The organism is Pantoea coffeiphila (genome assembly GCF_016909495.1).
Lineage (GTDB): Bacteria > Pseudomonadota > Gammaproteobacteria > Enterobacterales > Enterobacteriaceae > Erwinia > Erwinia coffeiphila.
Genome location: NZ_JAFBFW010000002.1, coordinates 174,543 through 188,824 on the forward strand (window position 1 = coordinate 174,543; position 14,282 = coordinate 188,824).

Annotated in this window: 11 protein-coding genes; 1 reads left to right on the forward strand and 10 read right to left on the reverse strand. The window is 56.0% G+C overall.

Going from position 1 to position 14,282, the window contains the following annotated elements:
- Nucleotides 1-81: 81 nt before the first annotated feature.
- Genes mukB through cmoM form a run of 4 tightly spaced genes read right to left on the reverse strand, consistent with a single transcriptional unit; the run spans nt 82 to nt 7,344 of the window.
- Complete coding sequence (gene mukB, locus JOE09_RS06580; RefSeq protein ID WP_205065233.1) at nt 82-4,539, reverse strand: chromosome partition protein MukB; 4,458 nt, start codon at nt 4,537-4,539, stop codon at nt 82-84.
- Complete coding sequence (gene mukE, locus JOE09_RS06585; RefSeq protein WP_105593433.1) at nt 4,540-5,259, reverse strand: chromosome partition protein MukE; 720 nt, start codon at nt 5,257-5,259, stop codon at nt 4,540-4,542.
- Nucleotides 5,240-6,562 carry a chromosome partition protein MukF gene (gene mukF, locus JOE09_RS06590; protein WP_200545786.1) on the reverse strand — a complete coding sequence of 441 codons (1,323 nt, stop codon included), beginning with the start codon at nt 6,560-6,562 and terminating at the stop codon, nt 5,240-5,242. The genes mukE and mukF overlap by 20 nt, the downstream gene beginning before the upstream one ends.
- On the reverse strand, nt 6,559-7,344 hold the full coding sequence (cmoM, locus tag JOE09_RS06595; protein ID WP_205065234.1) for a tRNA uridine 5-oxyacetic acid(34) methyltransferase CmoM: 786 nt from the start codon (nt 7,342-7,344) through the stop codon (nt 6,559-6,561). The genes mukF and cmoM overlap by 4 nt, the downstream gene beginning before the upstream one ends.
- Nucleotides 7,345-7,470: 126 nt before the next feature.
- Here cmoM and elyC point away from each other — a divergent pair, with 126 nt between their 5' ends.
- The gene (gene elyC / locus JOE09_RS06600) at nt 7,471-8,259 is read left to right on the forward strand and encodes an envelope biogenesis factor ElyC (RefSeq protein ID WP_205065235.1); all 789 of its coding nucleotides are present in this window, start codon (nt 7,471-7,473) and stop codon (nt 8,257-8,259) included.
- Here elyC and JOE09_RS06605 read toward each other — a convergent pair.
- The 6 genes from JOE09_RS06605 to msbA form a co-directional block, all read right to left on the reverse strand.
- The gene (locus JOE09_RS06605) at nt 8,236-9,129 is read right to left on the reverse strand and encodes a YcbJ family phosphotransferase (protein WP_205065236.1); all 894 of its coding nucleotides are present in this window, start codon (nt 9,127-9,129) and stop codon (nt 8,236-8,238) included. The two genes, elyC and JOE09_RS06605, sit on opposite strands and share 24 nt — an antisense overlap.
- A 138-nt stretch (nt 9,130-9,267) precedes the next feature.
- Nucleotides 9,268-10,014 (reverse strand): 3-deoxy-manno-octulosonate cytidylyltransferase, encoded by a 747-nt coding sequence (gene kdsB, locus JOE09_RS06610; protein WP_205065237.1) that lies wholly within the window; start codon nt 10,012-10,014, stop codon nt 9,268-9,270.
- Nucleotides 10,011-10,193, reverse strand: a complete 183-nt coding sequence (locus JOE09_RS06615) for a Trm112 family protein (RefSeq protein ID WP_105593439.1) — start codon at nt 10,191-10,193, stop codon at nt 10,011-10,013. Before JOE09_RS06615 ends, kdsB begins: the two co-directional genes overlap by 4 nt.
- Before the next feature lie 79 nt (nt 10,194-10,272).
- Nucleotides 10,273-11,496 carry a winged helix-turn-helix domain-containing protein gene (locus JOE09_RS06620; RefSeq protein ID WP_205065238.1) on the reverse strand — a complete coding sequence of 408 codons (1,224 nt, stop codon included), beginning with the start codon at nt 11,494-11,496 and terminating at the stop codon, nt 10,273-10,275.
- Nucleotides 11,497-11,556: 60 nt separating this feature from the next.
- Entirely contained in the window at nt 11,557-12,531 is a 975-nt protein-coding gene (lpxK, locus tag JOE09_RS06625) for a tetraacyldisaccharide 4'-kinase (protein ID WP_205065239.1), read from the reverse strand.
- On the reverse strand, nt 12,528-14,276 hold the full coding sequence (gene msbA, locus JOE09_RS06630) for a lipid A ABC transporter ATP-binding protein/permease MsbA (RefSeq protein WP_205065240.1): 1,749 nt from the start codon (nt 14,274-14,276) through the stop codon (nt 12,528-12,530). Before msbA ends, lpxK begins: the two co-directional genes overlap by 4 nt.
- Nucleotides 14,277-14,282: the final 6 nt, after the last annotated feature.

Consider the following 14,282-nt stretch of genomic DNA (forward strand, 5'->3'; position numbering starts at 1 on the left):
GCCTCTTACGTTGCAAATGCCGTTATTGAGAGTAATCCGCTAACAGGGATTTTACCACTTCCGTCCGGTAATAATTCTGCGTCAGCCAGCCCCGGTACTGCTCTCCGTAACACCTGAATTCGCCGGAATATCAGCGGAGAATCCGCGCAGCCCGACGACGTGCACGTGCTCGGTATTATTAAATACCTTACGCACCAGCTTATAGGTTGTGCCTTTTTCCGGGCTGATATTTTCCGGTGCCGCAATGATCAGCTGCATCTCCAGACGGTCACACAGCTCAAACAGCGTGGCGATCGATTTCGCATCCAGACGCGCCGCTTCATCCAGGAACAGCAGCCGGCACGGCGAAATATCCTTACCGCGAAGTCGGCGGGACTCTTCTTCCCAGCTCTGTACTACCATCACCAGAATCGACATCCCCGTACCGATTGCTTCACCGGTAGAGAGCGCCCCACTCTCTGCGCGCAGCCAGCCGTCGGAACCACGGTTAACTTCCACTTCCATCTCAAGATAGTTACGGTAGTCCAGTAGCTCTTCACCGATGGTCTGCGGCGTACGCTGCCCCATATCAATCTGCGGATTCAGGCGCTGGTACAGCTTCGCCAGCGCCTCTGAGAAGGTCAGGCGATTGCTGTTAAACAGATCCTGATGTTGTTCGTGCTCTTCAGAAAGCACATCCAGCAGCGTTGAGTGCGCTTCACGGACGTTGACGTTCAGCCGTACGCTGTTAACCTGGCCAAAGCTGACCGCCTGTAGTCCCTGGTTCAGCTGACGAATGCGGTTCTGTTCGCGCAGGATCGTTTTGCGAATAATGTTCGACACGCTGCGTGAACTGATCGCCAGCATCTGCTCGCGGGCGGTCAGTTCTTCGGTCAGACGGTTCAGTTCAATCTCCATCTGTTCGATCGCTTCAACCGGATCGTCGGTGCGAATAATATCCTGGCGAATACGCTCACGCAGATGCTGATAGACGGCGATAAAGAACTGGATCTTACGCTCCGGGCGTTTCGGATCTTCCGACAGGCGCAGCACATCGCGCAGATGCTCATTATCCGCCACGGCCAGACGCAGCGCACCCAGCGCCTTATCCGACATGGAGCGTAGTTCATCGCCCCCCAGATAGGCCAGCTCACGACGGTGCAGACGGCGTTCAACGCCGTTATCTTTCACCAGTCTTAGTACCGCTACCCAGCCTGCCTTGGCATTGACCACCTGCTCACGACCCTGATGGTACTCACGCTCAACGCGGCGCAGTTTTTTCTGCAGCGCATCCATTTCGGCTTCACAGAAGGTGATCTGTTTTTCCAGCTGGTTACGGCGCGCACGGTTATTACTCAGTGCGCTGTAGAGTTCATCCCGGCGCAGACGCGCGCGTTCTTCAGCGCTGGCATCGGCCTGCACGCCGATATCCTGCATCTCCTGCTGTAGCTCTTTCAGCATGTCGCGCTTGGCGTCATACGAACTTTTCAACGACGCCAGCACCTGAGAATACTGGGTCAGCTGAGTCTGATGCTGTCGAAGCTGCTCACGGGCGCGGGCGCGTTCCCCTTCCGCCTGCTCCAGACGCTGGCGCAGTTTTTCATTCAGATCGCTGGTGCCGTTGAGCATCCCGGCAGAGTCGGTATAGCTGAAGTGGGTGCGGCGCTGAACGACTTCAGTCAGCGCAAAAGCCTGCTGGCGCGCATCACGTTGCTGCTGCTGTGCCTGCTGATAGTCCAGCTTCAGCTGTTCGTGCTGTTCGGGATCGCTTTGCAATACCGACAGAATCGGCTCCAGCTTCGCCAGATGTGCAGCATGCTGCTGAATGAACCGCGCAGCTTCCTGCGCCTCGTCCAGACGCTCAAGCACTTCGTCGTAACGGTCCTGTAGCGTGTCATCCAGCAGCAGGCTGACGCGCGGCAGCAGGCGGTTCAGCTGCGCGACGCCCTCTTTGGCCTGGTCGAACTGCTGACGCTGCTGCTGATTTTCACTTTCGTGATTGCTCAGCGCCCGTTCAACTTCACTACGCCGGGCGTTAAGCTGGCGCATTTCCGCTTCCGGATCGGATTCAAACGCCACGCCAAGGTGGCTACCGACAAAGCGGCTGAAGGACTGGTGCAGACGCTGCGCTTTTTGCACGTCAAAGGAAAGCGTGGCGTACCGCTCGGCGAGGGTTTCACGCTCGGCGTGCAGCAGCTCAAGCTGATTTTCACGCGCGGCGCGGCCAAACAGCGGTACTTTCGGGAAGCGGGAATAACGCCACTGGCGATCGCCGGCTTTCACCACCACCGCTTTTTCCAGCTCCTCTACGTTAAATACGCTGTCATCGAACGACTGCGGATCGCCCTCGATCAGATAGAGGTCTTCCGGGCAATCTTCAAGCCCGTCCAACAGATCGCGGACCAGAGAAAGGTCGGGCACCACAATCGCATGACGAGACGGACCGTAAAGCGCCGAGAAGTAAGGCGCGTCGTCGATGGTCACATCATCATAAATTTCTGACAGCAGGACACCGCCAAAGCGCTCGGCCAGGGCATTAAGACGGTTATCTTCCGCCCCGCCCGGCTGGCTCAGCCGCTCAATCTGCTGTTCCAGTTCACGCTTACGGGCAGCAACTTCGTCACGCTCAACCGTGGTTTCTCGCTCGCTCTCCAGCAGCTGCTGCATGAACTCGGTTACCTGCTGGCTGCTTTCCAGCGGCTGCCCGGTTTGCTCGCTGAGCTGGGTCAGGATCTCCTGCGCAGCCAGCCACTGTGGAGCCTGGCGGGTCAGGCGCGTAATGCGCTCGCGCAGCTGCTCCAGCTCCTGGCGCAGCGCCATGCGGCGCTCACCGGCATCGGCAACGCTGTCGTTCAACAGTTCGATCTGCGCTTCCAGTTCGCCGTGAAGCGCCTCAAGTTCATCAGCTTCAACGCGATTGCCGTGGCGCTTACAGAATTCATTCAGCAGGCGTTCGGCATCCTGTTGCTCACGCAGGCGCTGTTCCAGTTCGGAAAGGCGGGATCGCAGCGGCTGAAGCTGCTCGGCGTGATAGCGCTGATTAGCGGCATCGCGCAACATGTCACGCCCGGTCTGCCATGCATCGGCACGGCTAACCGGACCGGCAATACGCGTAACCAGCTCAAAAGCCTGTTCAAACTGGCTGTGGGCGGCCTGCGCCACACTCATTTTTTGTTCCAGCTGCAGCAGTTTTTCGGTCGCTTCCTGCTCTTTAGCCTGGAAGGTTTCCTGCCACTCTTCAGCGTTTTCCACGCTGAGATCGCCCAGCTGACAAATTTCTTTGGCACGCTGCAACGCCTGGAGCGCCTGCTGATACTGAATAGCGCGGGTCTGCTGTACGTCCAGCGCCTGCTGATAGTCGGCAAGCTGACTTTTCAGCTCGTCCACTTCCAGCTCGGCCGCTTCGCTGCGCGCTTCGTTTTCTTCCTGAACTTCCCGCGCTTCCGCCACTACCTCGTTCTGTTCTTCCAGACGGAAGGTCAGCTCTTCGAGATCTGCATCATAGCGGTCGATTTTTTCCTGCTGACGCAGCGCGGTCTGCACCAGATTGAGGTGATCGCTGGCGCCCTGATAGTCGGTTTCGAGATCGCTCTCAGCGCCGTTTTGTTCGGCCAGTTCACGCGCCATTTCAACGTGGCGGAACTGCTCGGCGACCAGCTGTTTACGACTGGTAAACAGCTCACTGCGCAGCTGAATAGCACCATCCAGATGAATACGCCGTTCGTTGGCGTGCCGCATATAATCTGCGGCAACGTAGCTGGTCGCTTCGGAAATCAGATGTTTAAAGAGATCGCGATCGGACTGGGTCACGCGGATCGCTTCCAGCGTCATGCGGTTTTCACGCAGCGCGGCTTCCATGTCCTGGAATGCCTTACGCACGCCGCTGTTTTCCGGCAGCAGGTAATCGCGCAGCGAGCGGGTGATCGCACTGGAGATACCACCGTACAGCGAAGCTTCAATCAGGCGATAGTATTTGCTGCGGTCAGCGGCAGAGCGCAGGCGGCGGGCAACAATGCCCAGGTCAAACATCACCGAGTGATAATCGGTGATTGAGTTGTACTGTTTAAACTGCACGCTTTCCATCGCTTCGAACTTGTCTTTCAGTTCGCTGAGCGGCAGCACGCGTGCCTGGCGGGCATTGACCGTTTCGGTCAGGATTTCCGTCGGATTGATTGCCGTTGGCAGGCCGTGAATGCTGAACGGTTTGATATCCACCTTACGATCGCGCCCCGCCACCTGCTGCAGGCGTACCCCGACGATCACTCGCTGATGGCGGGAGTTCACCACGTCCAGCGCGGCGTAACACACGCCCGGGCGGAGTTTGCCGTGTAGCCCCTTGTCGCGGGAGCCCGACGTTGCACCGGCTTCCGTGGTGTTACGGAAATGCAGCAGCGTCAAATCGGGGATCAGCGCGGTAACGAAGGCCGCCATGGTGGTCGATTTACCGGCTCCGTTACCGCCGGAAAGCGTGGTGACCAGTTCATCAAGGTCAAAGGTACGCGCAAAAAAACCGTTCCAGTTAATCAGCGTCAGTGAGCGAAATTTGCCACGTTCAATCATTTATTCTTCCTCTCCGCTTTCCTGCGCGCTGTGGTCTGCTTCACCGTCATCATTCTCATCGTTCAGCGCCAGTCCGCCATCCAGCTGCATCGCCTCGCCGTCGCGGATCATCCGCAGCTGCGCATCGCGGGCGTCATCGCCGCTGCGCACATCGGCACCGAAGCGAAATACCGACTCGGTAATGCGGAACTTGCTGCTGTCATTACCCATAAACCAGACCATGCCCAGACGGCGCAGGCGGTTCAGTGACGCACGCATTTTTTCCTGCAGCTTCTGCCGGTCAAGGTCAGAGCCCGTTGAGCGCTGGTTCACCAGCTTCAGCAGCTTGCCTTCATCCGCTAACGACATCAGCTCATCGTGCAGTTCCTGCTGGCTAAAGATCCCTTCATTCGCCAGGCGTTCCGGGCTGAGATAGAGGTAGCAGAGAATTTTTCCGACCATCATGTCCAACTCGGACAGGACCGAGCGCGGGATCAGCGTTGTGGAGCGCGGACGAAGGTAGAAAAAACCTTCCGGTGCGCGGATCAGTTCAACGTTATAGCGCGAGTAAAACTCTTCCAGAAACTCCTGATAATCCATCAGGAAAGCGTGATTATCTAACTCTTCAATACCAATATGGCGGCCTGCGCGCAGCTGACTGTCCAGCGCTGGAAAAATCGGGTTAGCCAGTGCCTGCGCCAGTTTAACCGGCATCACTTGTTCAATATTTGTCGATGACATGTGCCTGCACCTTGGCTCCGTAATCATTAATGGCCTGCCACTCAGCGGACAGACCGGAGAAATCTGCTTCGGCCACGCCTAAGCGCACGGCCTGGTCGACAACAATACGCGCGACGTCAAAATGACGCACTCGCGGGTACTGTGCCAGGTAATCACGCATCACCGCGCCCAAATCCAGCGGCCGCTTCTGCGCTTTATAAATTGCCAGCGCCTCTTCAATCATCGCGGCAAGCTGCTCGCGAATTTCATTAAACTCTTCGTATTCCAGTTCGGACGGCAATTCACCGGTCACCTCTTCATTACGCAGCGTCAGTTCTTCATCACGCATGTCGTACAGGCGATCGGCATTGGCGTAGGTGAGTGCCCACGGCATATCGAAATAGTTCTGCACCGAGACGCGAAGTCGCTGTGCAAAGACGCGATTTTTATCCATATCGATCGCGGTACGAATAAATTTATGCACGTGGCGATCGTAGCCAATCCACAGGTCGATAGCCTGCTGCCCCCAGCTGATAATGCGGTCGAGTTTGTTTTGCAGATCGAAGACCAGCTTGTCAATAAAGCCGAGGTCCGGACTGTTCATAATTGAGTCCTGAATCCGCAACAGATTTGCCTGCAGCTTATCCCCCGCCGCTTCCAGCGTATCCTGCAGTTCGCGCAGCGTACCGGACGTTTCATTCAGCAGAAGCTCACAGCTGGAAATCGCCGCGCGCCAGTCTTTATTCAGCAGTTGAGAGATATCGTCTTTTACCGCCTGCTGCTGCTCATCCATAATGCGCTGGGTAATATCGATACTGTCGAATATTTCAGCAACCGAATACTTTAACGGGGCGAAAACATTGCGGTGCCAGTGATACTCATCGCCGTCTTCCTCGGCGGCATCGGCAGCCTGCTTTAGTTCACCCGCCACAATAGAGAGCTGCATAGACAAACGCAGCGTTGAGAATTCACGCTGGCGGATATAGTAATCGGTGATGCCAATCGCCAACGGAGTCAGGCGATAAATAGCATTCCCTTCGGAAAATTCGCTGGTAAAGCGGTTGAGAAGGCGCTGACGAACCATGTCATTAATGGCATTGTTAGCACGCACCAGAACGGTTTCACTGGTCTGCTCAAATCCGTCGCTGACGTGGCGAAAAGCATCTATCAATTCGCCTTCGCTCATTTCGCCATCCATGCGCTCGCCGTTTAAAGCCGCAACGGCCAGCAAAAATGCCAGGCGTTCGGTTGGCAAAGAGACGGAAAAATCATTTTTTCGCGCCCAGGCCACCAGTTCAGGTACAGTCTGGGAAAATTCACTCATAACTCGTCCTTTTGAATGGGTTTCCGCGCTGTGACGTGGATGTAACGCCCTAAACTTAAAAATGGCTCCTGGTGGCAGTACTGCTTCTCCAGCGCCAGAACCTCATCAAATCGTTCACTCTGCTTATTCTTGTCACGCAGATAGTCGTGGAATACCCGAATGCCGGTTTTGTTTTCAATTGTGAAACCGCACGCCTGCAACCAGCCATAAACCTGCTGTGGATCGCGCGGGTAGTCGGGGGACAGCGTCTTACGTTTGCGCTTCCCTAATCCCGCTTGTAAATAGCCAAAGTTCCCCAGCACCATGGTCTGCATAGTAAGACCATTGATGTTATAGAACATTAGCGACAATACGCCACCCGGTTTGAGTACATCATAAAGCGCGCGCAGCGCCTGCTGCGGTTCTGCCACCCATTCGAGTACAGCGTGAAACAATACCAGATCAACGGGCTTATCCAAATATTGGCCTGCCTGCTGAGCGCTGATTTGTTTAAATTGCATGTTGTCGCTCACACCTTTTTCTTCGGCGAGGCGACGCGCGCGGCTAAGCATTTCAGCGGAGAGATCGCATAAAAGTACGTTATGCCCCCGCGCGGCAATTCCGCAGCCCGTTTGCCCTTCTCCGCCACCCGCGTCCAAAACGGACAGTGGAGCAGCGGGTAACGTTGTCAGCAGCGCATCAAGCTCCTGCCAGAGAATTGCCTGGCGAATACGGCCTTTAGTCGTACCGTAAATATTTTTGGAGAATTTTTCTGCGATATCATCGAAGTTGCGATCCTGCATGCTGACGGCTCCGGCTTTCAGGGGTGATTCAGACGCTCATTTTCGCATACACTGGCAGATAATAAACCTTTCAGTCATCACGCGGCTTCCGGGTGATGTTTTTTCGGACAAAAGGAACCTGTTTTCATGCTTTTTACCTTAAAAAAAGTCATCGGCGGGCTGCTGCTTCCTTTGCCAGTGCTGTTGATACTCATGGCTGTGGGGATTTTGCTGCTCTGGTTCAGTCGCTGGCAGAAAAGTGGCAAAACGCTTATCTCCGCTGCATGGCTGCTGTTGCTGCTGCTGGGCCTGCAACCGGTGGCCGACAGCCTGCTGAGGCCGCTGGAAAACCGCTGGCCCACCTGGCAAAATCAGCACCCGGTGGATTATGTTGTCGTCCTCGGCGGCGGTTATACATGGAACCCGGAGTGGGCACCCAGCTCCAATATGCTGAACAACAGCTTGCCGCGCCTGACGGAAGGCATCCGCATCTGGCAGGCCAATCCAGGATCAAAGATGATCTTCACCGGCGCGGCGGCAAAGACCAATCCGCTGAGCACGGCTGAAGTCGGTTCGCGTGTGGCGCAGTCGCTGGGCGTGCCAGCGGAAGCGATCATCACTCTCGATAAACCGCGTGATACCGAGGAAGAAGCGCAGGAAGTGGCAAAAATTGTTGGCAAAAAGTCTTTCGCACTGGTGACCTCAGCCAGCCATCTGCCGCGAGCAATGGTTTTCTTCCAGCGCCAGGGGTTACAGCCGTGGCCCGCACCGGCCAACCAGATGGCTATCGACTCCCCTATCAGCTACTGGGATAAATTTACTCCGTCGGCTTTATGGCTGGGGCACAGCGAACGCGCGGTATATGAGTGGATCGGGCGTCTCTGGCAGGCAATAAAGCCAGAAGAAGCCGCGTCAACGCAGCCAGGGAAGGAGTGATGTCGCTGCAATATCAAAGCGCTGGCGGTCAAACTGAGCGGTAAAAATCAGCCGCTGCATCTCCTCCCATAGGATATACAGCCAGCGACGTGCAACAAATTCTTCAGCTACCGGTGCCCGCTGCAAGTAGCATGCCAGTAGTTCTTCACCCGTTGTACTACCACACAGGGGGTGAAGATCGAACTCACGCGGGGCCCACAGCACGTTACCCGGGCTGACCAACGCCAGTAGCTGGTCGCCCCGGGCATCTTTCAGGATACTGCTGAGCGCCAAATTACCATGGACCAGTACACAGGGATCGTCAAAACCGTGAAACAGAGCGGCAAGGTGCTCGCGGCTGCGGTACAGGATTTGCCGATCCTCCTGCGTCAGCTGCGGCGGTTTCAGATAGCTGAGTGTCGCCCATATTACTTCCACCCGCTGCTTATACCAGGCTGGCCACGTGTTTCTCTGGGTGCTGTCCACCGTGCCCACCAGCCCGTGGCTATCGGTTTTATGCCAGCTGAGCAGCCCTTCAACGATTTGCTGCTGTAGCTGCTGCCAGCGAGTATAGGTACGGGAGGGTGCCTCAACCGACACGCCGCCCATCCGCTCAATCAGCAAAACCTCATGCAGCGGCGTCTGCTGGCTGATCACCAGGCCATAGATTGCCGGAACGCGTACCTGACCTTCACGCGCCAGTAGCGACAGCTTGTGCGCTTCCTGTGCAGCGATGCCCTTAATGCGAAAATACTTAGCGACCATCGGCAGCGAATAGCCGTTATCATCGTAAAGCGTGTAGAGGCAGGCATCCGGCTGGCGTTTAATACATTCAACGCGGCTGACTGTTTCACCCAGTACCAGTGCCAGCTCATTGCGAAGTTGTTCCATCTCTCCTCCTGTCAGGTCAGAGGGTCATACCCTGTGGACAATACGGGTATCTATGATGGCGCTGAGGCGGGGAATTTACCCCGTGCGGGATCAATTTCAGCGAAGAATAAGGGGGCCAGATAACCGGCCCCGCAGATATTATTGCATCGCTTCGCGGACGCGAAGTAAATCCTCTGGCGTGTCAACACCTACGCTGGGAATCGCTTTTGCGACATCAACGTGGATTTTCTCGCCGTACCACAGCACGCGCAGCTGCTCCAGCAGCTCGATCTGCTCCAGCGGACTGGCTTCCCAGCTGACATAGCGGCGGATAAACCCGGCACGATAACCGTAGATACCGATATGGCGCAGGAAGGTATCGCCAATCTCATCACGTGAAGAGCTGAACCGCTCGCGATCCCACGGAATGGTGGCCCGCGAGAAATAGAGCGCGTAACCGTTGGCATCGCGCACCACTTTTACCGCGTTCGGGTTAAACGCCTCTTCAGCAGAGGTAATCGGAACGGCCAGCGTCGCCATGCCTGCCGTGCTTTGAGCCAGATTGTCCGCAACCTGGCGAATAATCACCGGTGGGATCATCGGCTCATCACCCTGCACGTTGACGATCACCGCATCGTCCGGGAAGTTATACTTCTCGATCACTTCCGCCAGGCGCTCAGTACCGGACTGATGATCGGGACGCGTCATGCAGACTTCCCCGCCAGCAGCCTCAACCGCTCGGGCTACATCCGCGTTATCGGTCGCCACAATAACCCGTTCGGCACCGGACTCAATCGCGCGCTCCATGACGTGGACAACCATCGGCTTGCCGTGGATATCGACCAGTGGCTTACCCGGCAGTCGAGTGGAAGCAAAACGGGCAGGAATAATGGCGATAAAACTCATGGATGAGTCTCTTCCAACGTCAGAGAGCGGGCTTCCACTTCCAGCAAAACAGGAATGCCGTCACGAACCGGATAGGCCAAACCGTCAGGCTTACAAATCAGCTCCTGCTGGTCTTTATTGAAGTACAGCTTGCCGTGACAAACAGGGCAAGCGACGATTTCGAGTAAACGATGATCCATGGTTCCTCCGTAATGGACCCGGAATTACAGTAGGTAAAGAATACCATAGCTGCCGCCCGTGCTGTTGCTAACTTCAGGATTAATCGCTATCTGGCCCGGTGGACCATACGGCTGGCAAGCGGTGCGCTAACTCCGGTGGCAGCGCCTCCAGCCTGACAGATTCCGCGCCCTGCCAGCGGGCAAAGTTGATCAGCGCACGCGGTAAATCATCCAGAAGCTGCTGGCTGATGCGCGTACCGGGTTCCAGCCACAGTTCCCGGACCTGCAAAACGCGCTCTTTACGCAGCATACGGGCATCAAGCCGCCCCTTTAAGGCACCACGGTGCAAAATCGGCAGCACAAAATAGCCGTACTGGCGTTTTGCTTCGGGGGTATAGCATTCAAGGCGATAGTCGAAATTAAACAGTTCCGAAGCTCGCTTACGATGCCAGACCAGCGGATCAAACGGAGAGAGTATTGCAGTGTGCGTTGCTGCCTGCGGGTTTTCCAGCTGCGAATAGCGAGTATGGTGAACGTACAGCTCACCGAGTTTTTCCACCTGCACCGCGCGAACCAGCCCCTGTTCCAGCCACTGTGCCAGATACGTTGCTATCGGTGCCCGCTTCAGTCGATAGTAATCTGCCAGCCATGAGGGATGGAAAATACCGAGACTGGCCGCACTGCGCTCCAGCATCTGCTGCATCGCGTCCTCTTCGCTCAGCGCGTGCAGCCGGTCATCCCACTGCGGCATTATTTTCTGGCGCAGATCGTACACCCGCTGGAAGTTTCGCCGTTCGGTCACCATTAATTCCCCGGCGCTGAACAGATTCTCCAGATGGCGTTTGTGCGGTTTCCACGACCACCAGCCCGGTTTCTGACCCGGCGGAGAATCGAAGTCAGCGGATCGGACCGGTCCCCGTTCGCGGATATGCTCGAGCAGCCCGGTTATCTCCTGATGATGCTGATCCATCCAGGCCTGATTGTATTTCCAGCCGAGCGCCGCAGGGTTCAACATGCGGTGGCGCAGCAGAGGATAATCTTCAATAGGAATAAAACAGGCTTCATGTGCCCAGTATTCAAACAGCTGTTTCTGAGCCAGCGCCTGCTCCAGCCACTCAGGGGGATAGTCACCAAGGCGGCTGAACAACACCAGATAGGGGCTGCGAGCAACCACGTGAATGGTATCGATTTGCAGTAAAGACATTTGCCGGATGCTGGCAAGCAGATCGTCGAAAAGAGCTTTCCGACGTAGTGGCCGTAATAATCCCTGTGCCGCCAGCTGGAGCTGACGGGCATGGTTCAAAGAAAGATCTGAGGAGATCATGGCGCGCTCCGTCAACGAAGAGGTTAGTTAAGCGCTCACCGGCAGAACAGAGATCGACCGTTAGCCGTTGCTCAGAGCCAGAATACGAGCCAGTAGCGCATCAGCATCTTGCACAACGGCGTCCACCGGTAAATACCACCAGTCTGGACAGGCAAATGCCCGGGCTTTCACCGCATCCTTCTCGGTCATCAGCAGCGTTTGCCCGGATTCAACTAAAGCGCCAAGCTCCTCGGCGCTGTAATTCTGATGATCGGCAAAAGCGACCTCTTTTACCGGAGACATACCGAGATTACGTAGCATATTGAAGAATCGCGGTGGATGACCGATACCCGCCATCGCAATGACGTTATTCAGCGTTACCGCATCACGTTCAGCGCCCGAGGACAGGTTAATCGCCTTACCGGGTACCAGCTGCATCGCCAGTTCACCCGGCTGCGGCACGCCGCCGTTATTGATCACCGCAGACACGCTTTTCAACCGACCGGCACGCTCACGCATCGGCCCCGCCGGTAACCACCAGCCGTTGCCAAAACGCCGTTCGCCATCCACAACCACAATTTCAATATCACGTGCCAGCGCGTAATGCTGCAATCCGTCATCGGTAACGATAATATCTATCGGGCCAGCTGCAAGCAGAGCCTCAACGGCTTCCCGGCGGCTGGGTGATACCGCCACGGCAGCACCGGTACGCTGATAAATCAGCACCGGCTCATCACCCGCTTCAGCCGTACTGGTTTCCACATCCAACACCAGAGGATAACGTGCAGCCTTGCCGCCATAGCCACGTGAGACCACGCCAACCCGCAAACCCTGCTGCTGCAAGGCCTGCACCAGCCAGATAACCACCGGAGTTTTACCATTGCCCCCGGCGGTGAGGTTACCCACCACCACCACCGGAACCGGAGCGCGCCACGCTTTACGCCAGCCCCAAACGTAACTCAACCGCAGCAAATTGCTGATGAGTCCGTATAGCAGGCTAAGCGGCAACAGCAGCACATATAGCGCAGAGCGGCCGCTCCAGATGCGTTCAATCATTGACCAAACTGCATCTTATAGAGCTGAGCGTAAGCACCGCGTTCAGCCAGCAGCGTTTCATGGCTGCCACGCTCAACAATCTGCCCGTCTTCCACCACCACAATTTCATCGGCTTTTTCGATAGTCGACAGACGGTGAGCAATGACCAGCGAAGTGCGGTTTTTCTGCAGTTCATCCAGCGCAGCCTGAATCGCGCGCTCGGATTCCGTATCCAGCGCCGATGTGGCCTCATCCAGAATCAGTACCGGGCAGTCTCGCAGCAGTGCGCGGGCAATGGCGATACGCTGACGCTGGCCGCCGGAAAGCAGCACGCCGTTTTCACCAATGACGGTGTCAAGCCCATGTTCCATTTTGCCGATAAAGTCCATCGCATGGGCCATGATCGCCGCCTTCTCAATATCTTCACGGCTGTACTGCTCGCTGCGCGCATAGGCGATATTGTTGGCGATAGTGTCGTTAAACAGGTGTACATTCTGAGAAACCAGCGCCACCTGATTACGCAGCGACGACAGGGTATATTCGCGCAGCTCGTGGCCATCCATCAGAATTTCACCCTGCTGAATATCGTAGAAGCGCGTCAGCAGGCTGGCGATAGTGGACTTGCCTGAGCCTGAACGCCCGACCAGTGCAACCGTTTTTCCCGCCGGAATATTGAGATTAATATTCTTCAGTGCAGGGATTTCACGGCCTGGATAAGCGAAGGTCACATTTCGGAACTCGATATCCCCCTTCACGCGATCGACGGTACGGGTGCCTTTATCATTTTCCTGCTCGCTGTCCAGAATCGAGAACAGCGTCTGGCAGGCAGCCATACCGCGCTGGAACTGGGCGTTAACGTTGGTCAGTGATTTCAACGGACGCATCAGCGCAATCATCGATGAAAACACAACGGTAATAGTACCGGCGGTTAGCGTTTCCATCACGCTTGGGAAGCTTGCCGCATACAGTACAAATGCCAGCGCCAGCGAAGCAATCAGCTGAATAATGGGGTCAGAGATGGATGAGGCTGAGACCAGCTTCATTCCCTGCTGGCGCATACGGTTGCTGACGCGGTCGAAACGCTCGCTTTCGATCTGCTGCCCGCCAAAAATCAGGACTTCTTTGTGCCCTTTCAGCATCTGCTCGGCGCTGGTGGTCACCTGCCCCATGGTGTTCTGCATGTTCTTGCTGATATTACGGAAGCGTTTTGACACGCTGCGAATAGCAAAGGATACAATCGGTGCCAGTACAATCAGGATCAACGACAGCTGCCAGCTGTAGTAGAACATCATGATAAACAGGCCGATAATTGAGGCCCCTTCACGCACAACCGTCACCAGCGCGCTGGAGGAAGACGACGCGACCTGCTCGGAATCATAGGTAATGCGCGAAAGCAGCGTTCCGGTCGACTGCTGATCGAAAAACGAGACCGGCATTCCCATCATATGGCTGAACAGCCTGCGGCGCATGCCCATGACCACATTGCCGGATACCCAGGATATACAGTAGCTTGAGGCATAGCTGGTAATGCCGCGAATCAGCATCAGACCGATAACGGCCAGCGGCATCCATATCAGAACAGAACTATCCGCCTTGCCAAAACCATCATCGAGTAAAGGCTTCAGCAGTGACAGCATAAGCGTATCGCCCGCCGCGTTAAGGATCAGCGCGATAGCGGCCACAATCAATCCCGCCTTATAAGGCACAATCATGGGCCAGAGACGACGAAATGTCTGCCAGGTTGAGAGATCTTTATCCAGATGCATTATTTA

Excerpts from the sequence above, each read along its gene's own strand:
- mukF (WP_200545786.1), bottom strand. The coding sequence starts at position 6,562 with ATGAGTGAATTTTCCCAGACTGTACCTGAACTGGTGGCCTGGGCGCGA.
- mukB (WP_205065233.1), bottom strand. The coding sequence starts at position 4,539 with ATGATTGAACGTGGCAAATTTCGCTCACTGACGCTGATTAACTGGAAC.
- mukE (WP_105593433.1), bottom strand. The coding sequence starts at position 5,259 with ATGTCATCGACAAATATTGAACAAGTGATGCCGGTTAAACTGGCGCAG.
- JOE09_RS06615 (WP_105593439.1), bottom strand. The coding sequence starts at position 10,193 with ATGGATCATCGTTTACTCGAAATCGTCGCTTGCCCTGTTTGTCACGGC.
- msbA (WP_205065240.1), bottom strand. The coding sequence starts at position 14,276 with ATGCATCTGGATAAAGATCTCTCAACCTGGCAGACATTTCGTCGTCTC.
- cmoM (WP_205065234.1), bottom strand. The coding sequence starts at position 7,344 with ATGCAGGATCGCAACTTCGATGATATCGCAGAAAAATTCTCCAAAAAT.
- lpxK (WP_205065239.1), bottom strand. The coding sequence starts at position 12,531 with ATGATTGAACGCATCTGGAGCGGCCGCTCTGCGCTATATGTGCTGCTG.
- JOE09_RS06605 (WP_205065236.1), bottom strand. The coding sequence starts at position 9,129 with ATGGAACAACTTCGCAATGAGCTGGCACTGGTACTGGGTGAAACAGTC.
- elyC (WP_205065235.1), top strand. The coding sequence starts at position 7,471 with ATGCTTTTTACCTTAAAAAAAGTCATCGGCGGGCTGCTGCTTCCTTTG.
- JOE09_RS06620 (WP_205065238.1), bottom strand. The coding sequence starts at position 11,496 with ATGATCTCCTCAGATCTTTCTTTGAACCATGCCCGTCAGCTCCAGCTG.
- kdsB (WP_205065237.1), bottom strand. The coding sequence starts at position 10,014 with ATGAGTTTTATCGCCATTATTCCTGCCCGTTTTGCTTCCACTCGACTG.